13 protein-coding genes and 1 pseudogene are annotated in these 17,737 nt (G+C 45.9%); 3 read left to right on the top strand and 11 right to left on the bottom strand.

The features are described from left to right. Window positions 1–295: 295 nt before the first annotated feature. The 4 genes from WA407_RS00380 to WA407_RS00365 all read right to left on the bottom strand — a co-directional run bounded on the left by WA407_RS00380 (window position 296) and on the right by WA407_RS00365 (window position 10,984). Complete coding sequence (locus tag WA407_RS00380) at window positions 296–2,035, bottom strand: methyl-accepting chemotaxis protein (protein WP_336076531.1); 1,740 nt, start codon at window positions 2,033–2,035, stop codon at window positions 296–298. Between the two features lie 355 nt (window positions 2,036–2,390). Continuing rightward, window positions 2,391–3,170 carry a class B sortase gene (locus WA407_RS00375; RefSeq protein ID WP_336076530.1) on the bottom strand — a complete coding sequence of 260 codons (780 nt, stop codon included), beginning with the start codon at window positions 3,168–3,170 and terminating at the stop codon, window positions 2,391–2,393. Between the two features lie 19 nt (window positions 3,171–3,189). Next, a complete protein-coding gene (locus WA407_RS00370) occupies window positions 3,190–9,312 on the bottom strand; it encodes a DUF7601 domain-containing protein (RefSeq protein ID WP_336076529.1) in 6,123 nt (2,040 codons plus the stop codon). Between the two features lie 1,207 nt (window positions 9,313–10,519). Further along, a complete protein-coding gene (locus WA407_RS00365; protein WP_235306801.1) occupies window positions 10,520–10,984 on the bottom strand; it encodes a VOC family protein in 465 nt (154 codons plus the stop codon). Window positions 10,985–11,085: 101 nt separating this feature from the next. Between WA407_RS00365 and WA407_RS00360 the strand changes: the two genes are divergently transcribed. Further along, window positions 11,086–12,012 (top strand): helix-turn-helix transcriptional regulator, encoded by a 927-nt coding sequence (locus tag WA407_RS00360; RefSeq protein WP_336076528.1) that lies wholly within the window; start codon window positions 11,086–11,088, stop codon window positions 12,010–12,012. 195 nt (window positions 12,013–12,207) lie between these two features. On the opposite strand, the gene WA407_RS00355 is transcribed toward WA407_RS00360, so the two are convergent. The 3 genes and pseudogenes from WA407_RS00355 to WA407_RS00345 form a co-directional block, all read right to left on the bottom strand. Next, entirely contained in the window at window positions 12,208–12,489 is a 282-nt protein-coding gene (locus WA407_RS00355; RefSeq protein WP_442952014.1) for a hypothetical protein, read from the bottom strand. Between the two features lie 39 nt (window positions 12,490–12,528). Next, a complete protein-coding gene (rlmH, locus tag WA407_RS00350; RefSeq protein WP_013312768.1) occupies window positions 12,529–13,008 on the bottom strand; it encodes a 23S rRNA (pseudouridine(1915)-N(3))-methyltransferase RlmH in 480 nt (159 codons plus the stop codon). A gap of 161 nt (window positions 13,009–13,169) precedes the next feature. Beyond that, a pseudogene (locus tag WA407_RS00345) lies at window positions 13,170–14,020 on the bottom strand (DNA-binding protein). A gap of 165 nt (window positions 14,021–14,185) precedes the next feature. On the opposite strand from WA407_RS00345, the gene WA407_RS00340 reads away from it, so the two are divergent. Together WA407_RS00340 and WA407_RS00335 are read left to right on the top strand one after the other, a co-directional pair. Continuing rightward, the gene (locus tag WA407_RS00340) at window positions 14,186–14,530 is read left to right on the top strand and encodes a helix-turn-helix domain-containing protein (protein WP_254328015.1); all 345 of its coding nucleotides are present in this window, start codon (window positions 14,186–14,188) and stop codon (window positions 14,528–14,530) included. Window positions 14,531–14,593: 63 nt separating this feature from the next. Then, a complete protein-coding gene (locus WA407_RS00335; RefSeq protein WP_076264609.1) occupies window positions 14,594–14,938 on the top strand; it encodes a helix-turn-helix domain-containing protein in 345 nt (114 codons plus the stop codon). Between the two features lie 82 nt (window positions 14,939–15,020). Here WA407_RS00335 and WA407_RS00330 read toward each other — a convergent pair whose 3' ends face one another. The 4 genes from WA407_RS00330 to WA407_RS00315 all read right to left on the bottom strand — a co-directional run bounded on the left by WA407_RS00330 (window position 15,021) and on the right by WA407_RS00315 (window position 17,633). Beyond that, complete coding sequence (locus tag WA407_RS00330; protein ID WP_336076527.1) at window positions 15,021–15,509, bottom strand: DinB family protein; 489 nt, start codon at window positions 15,507–15,509, stop codon at window positions 15,021–15,023. A gap of 28 nt (window positions 15,510–15,537) precedes the next feature. Then, entirely contained in the window at window positions 15,538–16,473 is a 936-nt protein-coding gene (locus WA407_RS00325) for an AraC family transcriptional regulator (RefSeq protein ID WP_336076526.1), read from the bottom strand. A gap of 122 nt (window positions 16,474–16,595) precedes the next feature. Continuing rightward, a complete protein-coding gene (locus WA407_RS00320; RefSeq protein WP_013373879.1) occupies window positions 16,596–16,763 on the bottom strand; it encodes a CxxH/CxxC protein in 168 nt (55 codons plus the stop codon). 105 nt (window positions 16,764–16,868) lie between these two features. Further along, entirely contained in the window at window positions 16,869–17,633 is a 765-nt protein-coding gene (locus tag WA407_RS00315; RefSeq protein ID WP_235306807.1) for a class I SAM-dependent methyltransferase, read from the bottom strand. Between the last annotated feature and the right edge of the window lie 104 nt (window positions 17,634–17,737).

Genomic DNA, 17,737 nt, shown 5'->3' with positions numbered 1-17,737 from the left:
ACCTCCCTTCGAATCTACACCATTTTAATCTGCAAGTTTCGCCCTGCTTATGATACAGTCACCGTGCTATCTACAACGGCAAGTTTTAGCTATCCCTTGTGGTGATGCTTTTTAGACAGAAGCCATATAAAATCTAACGGTTGTGATGATCGCATTGAATGGAGATACGCATCAACACTTCCGAATAATTCACCATTCCCCCTAGAGGTGAGACGGTACGCACGCATTTCATCAACGAGAGCAGAAAAGGAGCCATCCGTAGTCAGATAGCTCCTTTTCTTATTCTCAGCACTAACTATTCTTGTACAATTCGAAACCTGCTGATCATTTCGCTCACTTGTTGGCTTGATTGTTTCAATTGTTCAGCTGCACTATGCAGATGGGAATACGCTTGACTCTGATCGTTAGAAGCCGAACTTATCTCTTCTGTGGCAGAAGCTGCGTCTCGAGCTACATCTGATATCTTGATAATGGATGAGATGACCTGTTCCCTACTAACATTCATCTGCCCTATATCCCCATCCATCTCTTGAATCGAGCTGATGATTTCCTTTAGCATATCCATAATCGATTCAAATACCGTTCCCGACTCCTGAACAATGAGAGATTGTTCGGAGATAACCACCTCTGTCTGATTCATGACCTGCAACGTTTGAGAAACTTCTGCCTTGAGGCGTGCAATAGTTGCGTTAATTCTCTCTGTTGATTCATAAGTCATGGTCGACAGCTTGCGAATCTCTGTAGCGACGACTGCAAATCCTTTTCCGGAATCGCCGGCACGCGCCGCTTCTATGCTCGCATTTAATGCGAGGAGCTTCGTTTGCTCGGATACTTCATTAATCGTCTGTACGATTGTGGAAATCGTAAGCATCTGTTCTGCCAGGCCTTCAATATGTTGCACGACCAGTTGGTTTGCTTCTGTCGTTTGGAGATTGTGATCCTGTAATTTCTTTACTTTATCCATGCCGCCTCTTAAAACGATTTCCGCCTCCGAAGACAAGCTGGTCATTTTTTTGTTCCTTACATTTACCTTTTCAATCGTGTCCGATAGCGCCATCGTTTCACGGCTCGTTGCCTCTGTCAAGGATGCTTGCTCGGAAGCACCAACTGCAATTTCATTAATGCCTGACGTCATTTCCTCGCCGGTTGCCGTTGTTTGTTCCGCAATAAAGGTAAGTTCATGAGCGGAAGTATTTACATGGCCAATCGATTGGCTTACTGTCGAAATGAGTTCTTTCATACGAGATACCATTATATTAAAATCAGCGGTTAATTGCCCAAGCTCATCCTGGGAGAAGGTACGTATATCGACGGCCAGATTGCCCTCCGCAATCTCTCGGACACGTCCACGCAAATAACGGATCGGATGATGGATGGATCGGATGATCAAATAACCAAGCAACGATGAAGCGATCAAGCCTGCCAATGTTAAGAGGATACTGACCAATCGCAGGAAGCTGTATTGTTTTTGTGTGCTGTCCAACATGATTTGATTATCATCGTAGTACAGATCGCCTATGTGATCCAAAGCGTCCTCCATCTGATCAAACTTTTCGCTGCCCTCCTGATAAGAAAGAAGATTCGCCCTTTCACGGACAGTTGAATCCTTTGACGATAATCCATCAATCACCTTCTTGGAGACCAAATCATACGCTGCAACCGTTGCTTCGTAGTCTTGAATCAACTTTTCCTCATTATCAAAAATTGTTCCAATTGACTTATACTTATTAAGCTTTTTCTTTGCCGACTCCTTTTGTTTCCCGTAATCCTCCAGTTGTTTCGAAAATTGTTCCGATCCTGGTTCATAACTGTACAGCGATCGCTCTGCCAACAGCATCTGATATAGGTCGATATCTGCTGTACGAATGAGATCAATGACTTCCGCCCTAATACTGAGGCTCTCCTCAAGCGAGGATTGTACCCGCTTCAAATTGTAAATCCCAACGCCTCCGATCACAAGGCTGGTGATTACAGTAACGACGATCGTTAGAATTACCTTGTTCCTGATCGTCATCATGAACTTCATTCCTCTCATTATGCCTCACTCCCATCTAGTCCATCTCGAGGTAACATGAAACAATATTCGACAGCGTTCGCCAAACACCTTTCTATACATCAGAGTTATGGATAAATCGTGAAATTGTTAGAAACCCAGAGTCACGCACATGGGATTACACTTCCAAACCCAATCCTCCCTAATTGTAGACACGAAACTTCATAGTACGAAAATCATGTTGATCAACAATCTTTAGTTCGGGAATGTTAGGTGTGACCAGAATGCCACCGTAATGGAGGTGAACCCCTAAACCGGATCAAAAGAAGCCTAAAAAAATTGCGTCCTCCAAGGGAGAACGCAATATAAACCAGCTTGACACCGTCTTTCAATATCGTCATTTACGCTTTCGGGCGATCACTGCCAACCGGCCGTTTTCGGTTGAGTACTCACACGTAGACAGTACAACAAGCTTGTCGCCATAACGGGGGGTTATACCCGTTTCGTAAAGAGCAAGTTTTTTGATGTTCTGAACATACGAATCGAACTCGGCGGGCGTACTTACCTTCTCAATCTGGTAGTATTTAAATACATCGTCCGATTTGCGATAAACTTGTGATAGAATAACGGCAACAATCTCATACTCTTCCTGTTCGTAAAGCGTACTAAACTGGAACGTAGCATGCTCCTTATAGAAGCTTTCCTGCTTATACTTCATCAAATCTTTGAACATCCAGCCGTTTTTCATATGATGTCCGTGAATCAGCAAAATGTCCGGACCGTTGATCCGGCTGTGCTCGCCTAAAAAGGGGAGGCCGAGTTTGCTTTTCTTTTTATCGAAATCATGATCGAGATAGTACTGATCATCTTGTGGATTCTGCATAACCGGGTACTCAATTCGGGTGCCGTTAATCTTCAGCCAACCGACGATGTCCGGGTTTCTCTCGTAAAGCTCTCGAAATTCGGGAAGCATGACCGGCTCATTCGCTTTCGTAATCAAAGGGGAGGCGAACGCCTCCCCTCCTCCTTTGTCCGATTCTTTCTCCCAAACCTTTGCTAACTCTTCGATTTTCACTTGATCGGCATAACCCCACAGGGAAATTCTCGCTATATTGGCCAGAGAAAATACCAACACAAGAAAGGAAACGGCGATAAGAACTTTTTTAATTTTACTCATTTTCTTACCGCCTTTCCGGTTACTGAATATGCTTTTTCTTCTTGCCGCTGAGTAAACAGAATCCAATCGTAATCAAGGACATCAGCGCCAAAACCATATAGAAGATTGGCGATGGACTGCTATCCCCTGTTTTCGGAGCATCGTCCAGCTCGTAATCGTCATTGGCGACTTCATTGTCGACGCTACCGCCGCTTGCGTTGTTGCCTTTGTTGCCTTTGTTGATTTCGTTGTTCACGTTGCCTGCTCCGTTATTAACGTTGCCTGCTCCGTTGTCGACGTTGCTTGCTCCGTTGTCGACGTTGCTTGCTCCGTTGTCGACGTTGCTTGCTCCGTTATTGACGTTACTAGCTTCGTTGTTGACGTTGCTAGCCCCGTTGTTGACGTTGCTAGTTCCGTCGTTGACGTTGCTAGTTCCGTTGTTGACGTTGCTAGTTCCGTCGTTGACGTTGCTAGTTCCGTTGTTGACGTTGCTAGTTCCGTCGTTGACGTTGCTAGTTCCGTCGTCGCTGTTATCGGTTCCGCTATTGCCACTGCCGGACCCAGTTCCGCCGCCACTGCCGCCGGAACTTATCGGCTTCAACTGTATATCGTAGCGTACGATGTCGCTTCCGACCGAGATAGTTGGGCTTGTATACGTATCATACCCGGCTTTGGTTACAACCAGATAGTAATCCGTGTCCGGGAATACCATGTACGCATATGCGCCGGTTGCGTCACTGTTTTGACTTGGGCTGGCGTTATCATTCGGTGCAAAGCCCGGAATCGCTGGCAGCGTTACTTTCGTGCCCGGCTCGATGCCGTTGGCTTTGTTTCCCGGCGTATCAGCATAGTATAGCGTCACTTCAGCGCCTTCAATCGCCATGCCGGTTGTTGCGTCCGTAATGATGCCATACGGGTCAACGAGCCCCTGGGAAATATTCAATTCCCCGTTGGCCTTCACGTCCAGATCCGCTTGAAGGACCGTCAATTCTTGGCCTGGCGCCACTTCGTAGCGCACTTCCATTTTGTAGGTCTTCGCGGCTAAACCGTCCGCTGAGAAGACGCCGTTCGACTGTAGGTTGAACGCTTTGGGCGCGCCATTCTCATCCACTACATATTGGTTGTTGGCATCCCGCAAGTAAATGTGCATCTTGCCAGCGAGCTTGCTGCCCAGCAGCGAGGCCTGCCCTTCGGGCTGCTTCAGAAGCACGATGCCTACCGCCGTAATATCAGCCGGAACGGTCTCGTCCGTCACACTGCTGTCCACATTTGCTTTTTGCGTGAACTCGACAGGCACATCCTTTCCGCCTACCGGATACCACTTCGTAAATGTGATCGTGTAGTCGGTATCTGCCTCGGCAATGACCGAATACTCACCCTTCTCATTCGTCTGAATCGTCTGCTTCTCACCTGTCTTCAGATTGGTCACTGTGATGGACGCATTCGGAATGACTTCTCCTGTGTTGTTGTCACGCAGGACGCCTTCCAGAACTGGAAGCTGGCGGGTATTCACAAAGTGTGCTTCAGCCGCGCTTTTCACCGGAATGGTACCCGTGCGAATGAGACTTGCAGGATCTGTCACATAGCCGTCGTCCGTGTAATTATCTTCGGTCACCGTATATTGGAGATACGTAGGAAGTCCTTCCACAATGAACAGTTCTTCATCTTTAAGCTCAAAGGTATCCCCACTTTTGATGGTGCCCTTACTGCCGTCCGACTTCTCATAGGAGTAGGAGCCGTTCGCTCCCTCGCCTGTGAAGGTGACCTTGTACTTGAACGCCTTCGTTTTGTTACCGCCATTACCTTGAACCTTGTTGCCAATTAGCAGGCTCCCGGTCATGACTCGCATGTTTTTGAATGGGGCAACTTCATCCTTACCCTTCATGACTCCGGTATAGTACCGCTCCCCAGGAGTAGTCATGTATTCATCGGTTGTGTAGTCTTTCTGGGTAACTGTGTAATTTAGATTCTTAGGCAGTTCCAAAACATCCAGTGTCTCTCCATCCTTGAGCCGGAGGGTACCACCGGACTTGATCGAACCTTTGTCGCCGTCCGACTTCACGTAAGAGTAGCTTTCATCCTTACCTGCACCCGCAAAGCTGACGGTGTATTCGAACTCCTTCGTCTTGTCGCCGCCGTTGCCCATGACCGTATTGCTGATGGTCAGCTTGCTGACAATCCGTTCATTTACAAAGTCCGCCTTGTGGTCACCTTTATTCACAATTGTTCCGGACCGTTCTCTCGTCTCCGGCTCAGTTGTGTAACCGTCAACGGTCGTATAATCGCCCTCGGTTACAGTATAAACCAGACCCGCAGGCAATACTGGCAGCATCACAGTTTGTCCGTGCTTAAGGGTAATCTTGTCACCGCTTTTGATCTTGCCATACGTATTATCTGGCTTCTTATAGGTGTACTCTCCGTCTTTACCTTCGCCGTTGAAGGTCACGGTGTACTCGAACTCTTTGTCCGGGTCACTGCCGTTGCCTTCCACCTTATTGGTGATGGTCAGCTTGCCTTCGGCCGGTGTAGGCACGATCAGCGGATTGTTCGATTCCACCTTCTGTCCGTCAACAAGGACAGGCTTGCCAGGCGCATCGATGATACGTACCCGGTATAACGTAGTCGTAGGCAAGTAAGTGAGGGGATCAATATATGTCTGTTTGAGCAAATAATCCCCTGGCACCTGAATAATGAAATTCGTCTTGCCGTCCGTGCCCGTCGTTTTTTCCGCCATTACATTATTTTCTTTATCTCTGGCCGGTGTACCGTCAAGATTGAGCAACTGGAACTTTACATCCTTCAGCGGTGTTGTGCCGTCGGGACCGACCTTCTTGAGGAAGAGCAGGCCGTTTTCATTGGCACTTCCCGCCACATCGTTCGCGTCCAGCGTAATACTGCTCTGCGCTCCGATCGGTGGAAGGGTATCATCGCCCATCAGCTTAATGGAGTTCCCAGCCGTTCCCGGCTGCATACCCTGAGATTCGGTCTGGTAAACGATCTGATAGAACTTGTTCGGATCGGCAAAATCAAACCTAAGCGTCGATCCCCCGGTTGCCGGGTCTGTGCCTGCGGTGACCTTCACCTCACTATCTGGATCCGCAAGATTCAGCGGACCTCCGTCACGCTCCAAAGTGCCGTCCGGCTTCAACTTGCCGGGATAGACAGCGATGTCGGAAGGTTCGAGGGATAGGCCGCCCCCCGCATTTTGGCGCAACTTCAGCCCCTTGGCAAGGGTATCCAGCAAATAAACGCCTTGTTTCATCTCAAACGGAGGCGTGTAATTCACCGTCCATTCCTGTACACCAGAAACAGGCTTTTGCGCCGTCTTGCTCAGAGACTGCACAGGCACAATGATTCTGTGAGCTTCGGTAGCACTATAGGGCTTGTCTCCCCATTTCATGGAGAACACAGCCTGATTCTCCCCAGCATTATTGTTACCTAGCTGGTAATTGGCAAGAGCGGCATTGGTTGGACGCGCCTTCACCAGAATGACGTAGGGGCTCTCCAGCTTAGAAAAGGTGAAGGTTCCTTCATTGCCACCCTTGGTAAAGCTCACCACATGCTGAGGCGTACCCGGCGCAATGACTGAAATGGCCTGTGCATATCTACCACTTCCGCCTTTACCATCGGTTCTATAGCCTGTACTACCTTTATAAAGCCTATAAGCCTCGCCCGGAGCATAATCTACAAACTCCCAGCCCTCCGGCAATACATCCACCAGCTTGATGTCGCTGGCTACACGAGTGCCGCCATCCTTGGCCATCTCTTCCGTATTGAAGCCCGGCATGTTCACCGCCAGCCGGAAGGTGGCCGTTCTATCCTTGCGATCATAGCCTGCCAGGATGTAATTGTCAGGACGGGAGTTGTCCATATACCAGTTCGGATCGTTGGCCACGGGCGTTCTTTTCCATACGCTGTCGCTCCATTGGCCTGAATAGTTTCGGTTCCAATCGGCTGCGCCCCCCTCTAAACCTGCCGTGTTCGCATACAGCATCTCCTTGTTCAGCATCCGCACAAGGTTCGAGGTGTTGGCCTCGGCGCGACTCACATAATCGTCACCGTCGAAGAGCAGCCCCCGGTTGCTCCATGTGTTTGCGGCGTTATCCTGGCGGAACAGGTTATCCGGGTTGGTAGTGACAGACTCAAAGGAAACGCTCCTCGGTACATCTCCTTTGTACCCGGTCACTTTGATAAGGTCCGCCACCCGCTCGCCGTTCACCGTCAAGGGGATCACTTCACCGTTCAGCCCATTACTCACAGTCAGCGTATTCTCGCGGTATTTTTGCCAAAGCTGCTTGGTGTCGATCTGGCTCTTGATTGCACCCAGAGCTGTCGACGTTACCATAGGATTGGCGTCCAAATTATTCAGTACATCGAGAGAACCGCCGTGAACCAGCAAATCATAGACGACTGGAGCATCGAGATCGTACTGTAACGTCAAGTTTATCGTCCACTTGGTGCCTGCGACGTTGTGCAGCGCGGTGGTTGTGGTCGCACTTTTCGTGAAGGCATGTGCGCCAATTCTAACCTGCGCAGTGTCCACAACGGCAGCAGGAGCGGCCCAGCCAGTTGCATCGTTGTTCTGGATGGCAGTTCCTTCATCCTTCACATCCAATTCCCAGTTTGCGCGCGCTTTGTAGTCGAAGATTGACTTGCTGCTGTCTGTCACCTTCGTCACAACTGTCATATAGAGGGGACCATCCAGATTCCCGCCGATGGCGGTTCCGATCTCATACTCCCCTGCGGCGTTGCGGGTAATTGGGGTATCCGTACCGCTGTCCCCATTCTTATAGGTTGCAGAAACAAACTCCGTCCCCTCGGGCAGGATGTCTGTAATCTTAACGTTCTGCAAGCCGGTTCTGGACAGTACGCCGTTATTGTTAATCCTCTTGTTGACCTCCACCGTCCATGTGATGAGCGTATCGTTTCCACTCTTGCCCGGCTTGCCGCTCGCCGCAATCCAGTTGGGGCGTATAGCAATCCGATGGGTATTTGATGAAGCCTTCACATCGGTAGCGTCACCCAAAAGCTTTGCGGTATTATCAATGCGGTTCCATCCATACTGATCAGCAAAATTGCCGTTCTTTTCGTAGTAATAACTATTCTTAGGAATCCACGTTTTGAAGGTAATAGTCGCCGTGCTTTTGACGTTATCTACAGTGGATGCGTTTGGGAACTTGTAGAAAAGTGTGCGATCAGCAGCATAATCAGGATCTGCCGCATTTCCATCCACAGTGAAGGACCCAGGCACATATACACCGACGTTCGCAAGCTCATCAGAGAAAGTCAACCCATCCAGCCGCATGGGGATGGTCTTATCGTCCATATCGGTGGCAGTTACTACCGCTCGCCACGTAATGGTACCCTCTTGAAAAGAAGGGCTGTTAATCCCACTGTCATAGCCGCCGTTGCTTAAAGAGTTTACAGTAATAGTATACTCGGGCACCAAATCGGAGTTTTTAAACTTATAGCCATCTCCGAAAATGGTCGTATCCCCACCACCGCCAGGGGTCTGATCTGCCGCTCTAGCAGCAGCGGAAAAGCCGATTTTGACGTCGCGTCTACTGCCGTCATATACTCCTGCGCCATCAAACGTAATTTTGATAGAATCGGCAAAAAACTGGACGGTAGCAATTTTCAGTCCGCCCTGATTGATTGGCATAGGACCTGTAGGCGCCAAATTCACACCAGGGAAGTAGGTCGCCTTATCCAGGACGGCATAATCTCCCTGCTGAATCACACTTTCGGGCGGAGCATTGAGATCGTCGCCCTTGGTCGGCACAGCGATACTATCCAGCTCAAGGGTAAAGTTCTCCCGGCCGTTAATCTCGCCCCCTGCCGGAACCACAGCTTCAGGGTTACCCTGCTTCACTGTGAGCTTGAACGTCGGATTGGCGTTCGCCAACACCGCCGTTTTGTCCTTCAGATCTGCCGTCATCGCCGCGAAAGTGAGCAGCGGAGCGTACACCGCCTCAGGTGCTGACGACGGTTGGTCTGGCGCGCCGTACACCGCCTCAGATACCGAAGGTGATTCAGCCGCATTCTGCGAGCCGGATTCGTCATCCGCATATGCAGCAGCAGGGAATACCACTGTCTGCAAAACAAGCAAAACTGCCAGGCAGAAAGATAGCATAGTTTTACCTAAACTGCTTTTTTGTTTCAATACGAAAATCTCCTCCATTTCTAAAAATTTTTGGGAGCGGCCAGTAACTTTTTCCCTCATCTTAGGTCATCTTCGCCGCTTACAACAGAAAGTTACCAATTTCGCCATATTTATATGGCGTGTCCGACCATTATAATATAGAGACCTATACAAATTCTAAACACTTTCCAGACTTTAGACCCGAGTTTGGCATAAGTCTAAAGAACTAAACACAGTAAGCTAGACATGGATTCCTCCCTTCTTCATTTCTCATATTACCTCCCTCTGATGCTGGATCTACCAGTACTATGAGATTTTTAATAGACTGGGTAGGGTAGAGTAGGGCTTGTTCATTTTTATATATCGGATTTTTATTAATTAAAATTTAATGTTTTCAAGTTCAAGGCTCCTTACATTTTGTTTCTATAATGGATGATCTGGCTTGGATGGGTTTGAAGGCACACCCTAGTTAGGGAATTATGGGGTAAAAGTAGCTGTAAAATTGTTGATGCACGTTGGCAATCTAAATGAATATCACACATATGTCAAAAGGACTCCTAAAGGCAATACTTCTGGCCTCAGAGTCCTTATTCGAAAAATCTGTAAATAAAGCATAACTTAATTTTTGCACCATCTACAGGCATCCCAAAATATGAATACATATATCAATATATCATATACAAACTATGTAATCTTCCTCCAAGTTGGTTCCACCTAACTGCCTCCTGAAAACAACATCCTCCCCACCTTACGTGGCTCCCCAAAAAGTAATTGAAATCAGCTTCGAAGCATTACTTCAATTTTGGAGGGCTCGAGAACGATGCCACCTATTAGAAACGTTTGGCAACTTCTGTAGCATGAGCAATTGCTTATAGCTGAAGCTTTCTCTAATGATGTCGTTCCTTCAATGAACAAACAGAAACGGACTACCGTTCGACATTACGCTAGTCCGTTTCATTCTGCATCGAGTTTTCTGCGCTCACAACTTGCTGGTAGGCCAATATAACTTCAAACTTGGTAGTGGCATGCACCATATTAGGGATAGCAAACATAAGGATATCGGAAAGTACAATAACTTTTCGATTAATGCCGAAAGCGAGTATTGTCAGAAATGAGCCTGAAATAGCAACAATTAAAGTGAATATTGTTCATAAATAGTGCCTCTATTGGTTTGTGTTATACTAAGCATGACTACCTTTTTAAGATAAAAGCTACATAAAAAAATGGATTACTGTTTGTTTAAAATTACATTATCAAGAAACTGAATTGCGTCACTATTAAATTTCCAGGAGACCCCAAACTTATCAACCAGCATTCCAAAGCACGAAGACCAAGGCGTATTTGATAACGGCATCACAACATGGCCGCCAACAGACAAATGTTTAAAGTATTCTTCCAATGTTTGTTTATCATCATTAACTAGACTAATAAGTACGTTATTCCCCTTCACTAGTTCCCCTGTTACCGCCATCATGGAAGGCAAAATATCCGACATCATGATTTTTCCGCCTGCAAACTCGACTGAGGATTCCATGATCATATTTAATTCATTCTCCGATAATGGATAGTTAGGATCTTGCGGGAAATCCTTAAATTTAACTTTTTTAACTTCTTTCGCATTTAAAACCTTCGAATAAAAATCAATCGCTTGTTCTGCAACTCCATCAAAGTTTAAATATACAATAGCTGACATAAAGTAAAACCTCCTTCGTGTTATACATGCAGTATAATGAATAAGAGGTGACAGATGTATGTCACCATTTATAGATATAGTACAAAAAAGAAGGAGAACCTATGGAAAAGGTCGAGAGGTTAATATCCATCATCATGATTTTGCTAAAAAAAGACGTCGTTACAACAAAAGAATTCGCACAACTATTTAACGTTTCCAAAAGAACGATTCTTCGGGATATGGAAACTCTGAGTTTATCGAACATCCCGATCTATTCTATTCATGGAATTCATGGCGGCTATGGCATTATGGATGAATACAAGGTTGATAAACGTCTTTTAAGCAACTCCGACTTGGAGAATATATTGACTGCGCTCGGCGGATTGGGACAAATTCTAATTAGTGAAGAAGTTGAAGTGACTATTAAAAAAATAGAAGCCATGGTTAGCCCATTGTCTCCAAAAGGTTCAATCCAACTGTCATTTTATGATTGGGAGGGTCGGTCTGAGATTCTTCAAACCTTGAAGATATGCCAAGAATCGATATCAAAGAGAAAGTTGGTTTCATTTGATTATATAGATAAAAATGGCACCACGACGAATAGAACTGTCGAGCCATACCAGCTTCATTTTAGCGAAATGAGTTGGTATTTGAAGGGATTCTGTTTACATCGTCAGAGATATAGAACATTTAAATTATCCAGGATCGATCATCTTCTTATGGATGAAATCACATTTAACCTTAGAGTTGATTCATTGGGACAAGAACATGTAGCAAGTTATAAACCGGAATCAGTCGCTATTAAGGCATTAATTTCGCCTAGCATAAAAGATCAATTTATAGAAAGGTACGGCCGAAAGAGTATTGAAGACTATAGTTCTGATTATTTCTTAGCTACCATCCATGTTCCTCAAAACAGTATTGGATTTCAATTTTTAGCAAGCTTCGGTACAAACCTAGAAATCGTAGAGCCCAAAGCATATGTTGAAGAATTTCGAAATTATTTAGATAAAATGGTGGGGATATATTCCACGAAATATACCGTGTGATTATCAAGTACTCCAACTCATTCTTGTTAATCTGCCCTAACAGCTTCCCCTTAAGAATCCGTACGGTTTTAGCTTCAAGCTACGATCATGATCAATGCAAAATGCAATATTAAAAGCGGAGTTGGGTCTCCTTCCACTTCTCCTTCAAAGCTTTCAAATCTTCTACGAAGAACCTAAGTAGATTGAGCCGTCTTCTTACTGCAAGCGGTTGATAGGTGAAGTTGATGGGTATACCCTGTAACTCATACCAGCTGCTTCTGAAAGAGCTGCAGCTGTAGATGAGGGAGACATGCCGAATTGGAGTGTTTCTCGGGTACCACATAGAGACCGATTTCCTTCACCCCAGATGACACGATTCCGCTGCTTGGATAGTTCGCAAAATTCACAATGCTCTATACCATTAGGCGCTTGTTCTTCAGGTAAGATTACATAGGGAAGATCCATTCCCTTGTCGTGCAGCTCCTTACCTTCACACACAATGAATCTATTATGCCCACCCAAAACAAAAACTTGCCGTTACTTATGGTACGGTTCCCCCCGATTAATCTTCACCGCCCGATAAATCTGTTCCACCAGCACCAATCGCATCAGCTGATGAGGCAGGGTCATCCTTCCGAAGCTCAGCTTCTGCTGGGCGCGGCGGAGGACTTCGTCAGAAAGACCGTGGCTGCCGCCAATGACGAAGACAACATGGCTTGTACCGTAGGTGCCAAGCTTGTCCAATTCCTCTGCGAGTTCTTCCGAGCTCCACAGTTTGCCGTCGATGGCGAGTACAATGACGTGTGCTTCGCTTTTCACATGAGCAAGGATGCGCTCTCCCTCTCGCTCCTTGACCTGTCGAACCTCCGCCTCGCTCAGTGTATCGGGAGCCTTTTCATCGGCTACTTCGATCATTTGAAACTTAATGTATGGCCCCAGCCGCTTAGCGTATTCCTGAATGCCCATGACCAAATACTTCTCTTTTAACTTCCCCACACCTATAAGCTGAATAAACAAATTCCATACCCCTATCTATGTCGAATGATAATGTAAAATCGTATTTACGATCCCTAACTTAAAAACATACCTTTAACATAGTTATTTTAGCACCTGCAACGTCTCTTACCTATCTATTTCCTCTCCACTACGAGCCTATTCCCTGTTCAGATTATAGCGGATCATTCATTTATGCTCTTCACAGTGAAATGCCTATCCGTTTCATATTCATCAAGACTCTGCATTAGCATCTGTCGATATTCGCTGATTTGTTCCGCTGTCGCTGACTCCCGTAATGATTCGAACAATGCTGTACATTTCTTAAATTGACCATCATTACCCGACTGATCGGCTAGTTGCATCGCCCGCACAGTAAGTCCCACTGCTTCCTGTAATCTGCCGTACTTCCGATAGTACAAAGCCAAGTGATAGCAGTAGCTATAATAGTAAGATATATTCTCTGCGTCTTCATAACTCCCGAATTCATCAATCTGCTCTGCAAACGTATGTAAAATATCTCCTACATCCAAATGATACATAAGCGCTGCCTGTAATATGGTATTCAGCCCCGGTAATATTTCCTCTAGATTATCCTGCAAAAAGGCTACGTATTCCTCGACAAGTCTATATTTCCAGACAAAATATCTACTGCATATAAATTAGTTTTGGCTAAAAATCTGAATTCCTCCACAACCTGATTGTCTTCTTCCTTTAAATCTTCCATCCACCCCAGCTCAGCATACTTATAGATGCACTCCCTTGCCTGCTCATATGCACCCTGGTTCTGGTGAGCCATTCCACACATCAGGTGACTGAATCCAAAATAGTATACCAACGGATGCTCTAAATTGACATGCGGGATGGATAATTTCATTGCTTTATGATACTGCCGTTCTTCATAGATACGCTGTACACATTGGTACAAAATATCCGCCGTCTCCATCACCTTCTTCCAATTTTCAAAAGCCACAGCCATCTCCAACATTTCAACAATAATGTCCGGTTTGAGTGATTTCAGGATAGAAGTTCTCAAGAGTAGCCCCTCCTTATATTTCCATTTACAACCAATTGTATAGAAAGTAAAAAAGGAGGTCAATATAAAAGGTACTTAAAAGTACAATTTTATATGTATTTATTTTGTATAAGATGGTCTGTAACGATATTCTCTCCTCTTCTAACCTTAAGTGGAGGTGATTACATGAGTTTACCAGAAAGTGTCGGAAACCGAATACGAGAACTAAGAAAAGCTAAAGGATGGACACAGGAACAATTGGCTGAAGCAGCAGGACTTCATTACAGTTATATTGGTGGAGTAGAACGTGGAGATCGAAATATTTCATTGGAGACATTGGAAAAAATAATTCTAGCTTTAAAAGTTCCAGCCTTTGAACTTTTCCAATTCGACGAAAATACGGATCGAAAACAAATCATAAATGAACTTATGGTGCTCATAAATTCAAGAGAAACAACAGAGCTCGAAATTCTCACTACTATAACAAAAAATATTGTTAGTTTAGTTGAGTTACAACAAAAAAAGAATTGAACAATTCTCTTCTACCTGACTTTTACACTTCATCTTTCATAAGCTTGTTATGAGGTGGCTAATATGACAAAATTACGGAATTCGGTTGGAGAAAGAATTAGAACGATTCGGAAGGCTAAGGGATTAACACAGCAACAACTTGCGGAACTTTCAGGATTAGATGATGCATATATTGGATCGGTAGAGCGTGGCGAAAGAAACTTTTCGATTGATACCTTGGAGAAAGTGTTAACCGCCTTAAACGTGTCTATCAGTGAATTGATGTTTTCCAAAGAACATATGACTGAAGACGAAACTATTCGGCAAGAGGCGATAGATGAGTTTGTTGCGTTGACCAGCAGATTGAATGAGGAGCAAATCGGCATTCTCAGACGAGTTAGTAAAGAAGTTTCACGCGCATTCGAGTAAGCCATACCACCCTAAAAAAGCCTTGAATAAAACCAAAAAAGAGCACCGCACAGGTGCCCTCCATAAATCTTCACAAACATACTCAAGCGTACAACATAAAAAAGCTCACTTCATGTCCCAGTTGCTTTAGATAATTATAAATCTGCGAACGATGATGGAACACATGGGTCACAGCCTCAATCTGCCATTGAACCTGTAGATGTCCGTGCTCCATATAGAAGGCCTTCGTCGAACGATTCAGATATTCGTCTTCGCTAAGCGAAAAAATGTAAGCCTTATAAGCCTCAAAATTCTGCCTAAAAGTCACAGCCAAGCGCTCGGGATCTTCCACCCCGGACAGGCTGTTTTCAATGCTTCCCACTTCACCCTCAGACTTCTCCTGCATTATCGCAAGATCCGAAGCAGGAATAAGCACAAAGTGATGCACTAACTCCAGCAGCGAACGGAAATTGTCCTGCGGGCGAAAGTTCCAATCCTCTGGACGTATTTTACGGATCAAGGCTTCCCCCGTTCGTACTCCGGTCTCCAGCTCATTTAGCAGATGATCTCGAACTTGCAGCGTTCCACTCATATTCTCATCTCTCCTTTGCCATTCTTTTTCATATTTTGAGTATAGCCGAAGCCTCTGGACGTGTATTGTAAAAATCGGACAACTTCCGTAAATCCTTAGCCGCAGTAAGCGGGGAATCTCCATAAAACCTGCGAAAATCGCGGATTAAATGCGCCTGATCGAAAAAGCTATGCTTCAATGCCAGCTCCGCCCAATCCAGACCCCCGCCGCTTTGGATACTGTGCAGAACGCTCTGGAAGCGGACGACTTCACTGAACTTTTTGGGGCTGATTCCGATCCATTGTCCAAACTTACGATTGATCTGCCTTTCACTGATCGCCTCACGCTCCGCAAGCTCCTTAACCCCCACACTCCCACCGCTCACAAAGATGCGATGCAGCAGGTTTTTCATCAGGTCACAATCGCTTGTCCTACGGCGCAGTAGAAGCTGGTTTAGATACTCATCCATTATGCGCACCCGTTCATTGAAATTCTGCGCTTCCATAATGCGCTCACCTATGATGGTGATGCTTTCGGGCCAGAGATCTTCCAAGTGATAATTACCACCTGTAAACAAGTGAGTCGGCATCCCGTGAAAATAATGCGCACCACCCGGAAGAAATCGCACGGCAAAAATGCGTGTCTCGGACCCTGCTTGTCTGGCAGACACAAACGGTTGCGTAAATGTCCCGCAGTACGAGAGTTCCTGACGCTTATTCACCGGATCATATTCTAATAGAATATCCGTACAGCCGTCAGGTAATACCCGCTCCATGGTTTCTTCCTGCGGCAGGCTTAACGAAGCGGTGTCTTCGCACGAAGTTGCTAGATTCTCTTCTACCACCCTATTAGCCGGACCGGACTCCCAATAACAGGCCACGTAAGCTTTCAGTGCGGCAGACGGCTTTTGTTCGATATAATACGTGGACAAATCACTTCCATTGACTTGAAGCGGACGAAATAACGAATGCAGTAAAGGGTCCATCCATCGTTCACTCCTGTCTCAGTACGTGGTAGGGATAAATATAGCTCTATGTATGAGTGTTTTTGCAATAAATCCTGGTATACAAAAAGGACGTTTCTGCCCGAAACGCCCGTGCTTGTTTTTTAGACGACCAAAAACTCGGCTTTCTTCTCACATTCCTTGCACTTCACTGGAGGGTCCCAATCCGAAAATTTCGTTTCCTTAAGATCGACGACATCCGGTGCATCCTCGTATTCATCGACGAACATATCAATTGCCAGTTCCACATGCTCTTTACATACCACGTACATTCCAGTTGCATCCCTTTCCGTTTGAAGCTCTTCCTGTTGTAAGTGTGTCAAAACTGCCTTCTTTTGTTCTACCACACTTGACGCGGAAAGGAAAGGGCTTGCCCACTATCCCTGACGTTTGGTCTTAAAAATGAGGAAATTACTGACGTTCAGGTCTTCACGGAAATGGGGATATTTCTCCAGCATGTCAGCAGACGGCTTCGGTTCGATCATCCCATCCAACAACAAGCCTGCCTCAACAATGGTCTGTACATAGCTGCCCAGCGTACGGTGAAAGTACAAAAGCTTTTCTTCCTGATCATAAGGGATCGCTTGCTCCAATGGGCCTTCGTTGAAATATTGATCCACTTTCCAATACAGCTTTTTCCCTGTCTCGTCCTTCACCCATCCACTCTGCGGTGTCTGAAAACACGGATGCAGAATAGAAAAAATAAAGCGGCCTCCTGGAACTAATAACCGCCGCATTTCGGCAATCGCCTGCTCATAATGAGCCAAGTCCTGAATGACCATATTGGACACGATCAGATCAAAGCTCTGGTCCCCGAACATCTCCAGCTTCTCCAGATTGCCATGGTGATATGTAATTCCCAACGCTGACGGCGTTCGCTCTTTGGCTAGCCTCAGCATCTCTGTCGAGTAATCGACAGCCTCTACCCAAGCACCCGCCCTGGCCATTTTCCGGCTTAGATAACCTTCGCCACAGCCGGCATCCAGCACTTTTTTGCCCTCAAGGGGCCCCATACAAGCTTGCAATGCTGGATTCAGCAGGACTTCGCGAGACCGATCCCCTTCCTCCGTGTACTTGGCCGTAAAGTTTTCTGCATGCATATCCCAGCGTCGAATGGCCTCTTCCGTGTCCCACTTATTCATATTCATCTCCTTCTTTCTTTTGTATTTACAAATCCGATGCTATACTACAATCCACGTAGGGCCATAGATTCTACACTCATTTCTGTATTTTTTCAATAATAACG

It is taken from the genome of Paenibacillus sp. 203, from assembly GCF_037027525.1.
Classification (GTDB): domain Bacteria; phylum Bacillota; class Bacilli; order Paenibacillales; family Paenibacillaceae; genus Paenibacillus; species Paenibacillus polymyxa_B.
The sequence above is the reverse complement of the archived record's forward strand: the minus strand, read 5'-3'. Positions and strand labels throughout refer to the sequence as shown.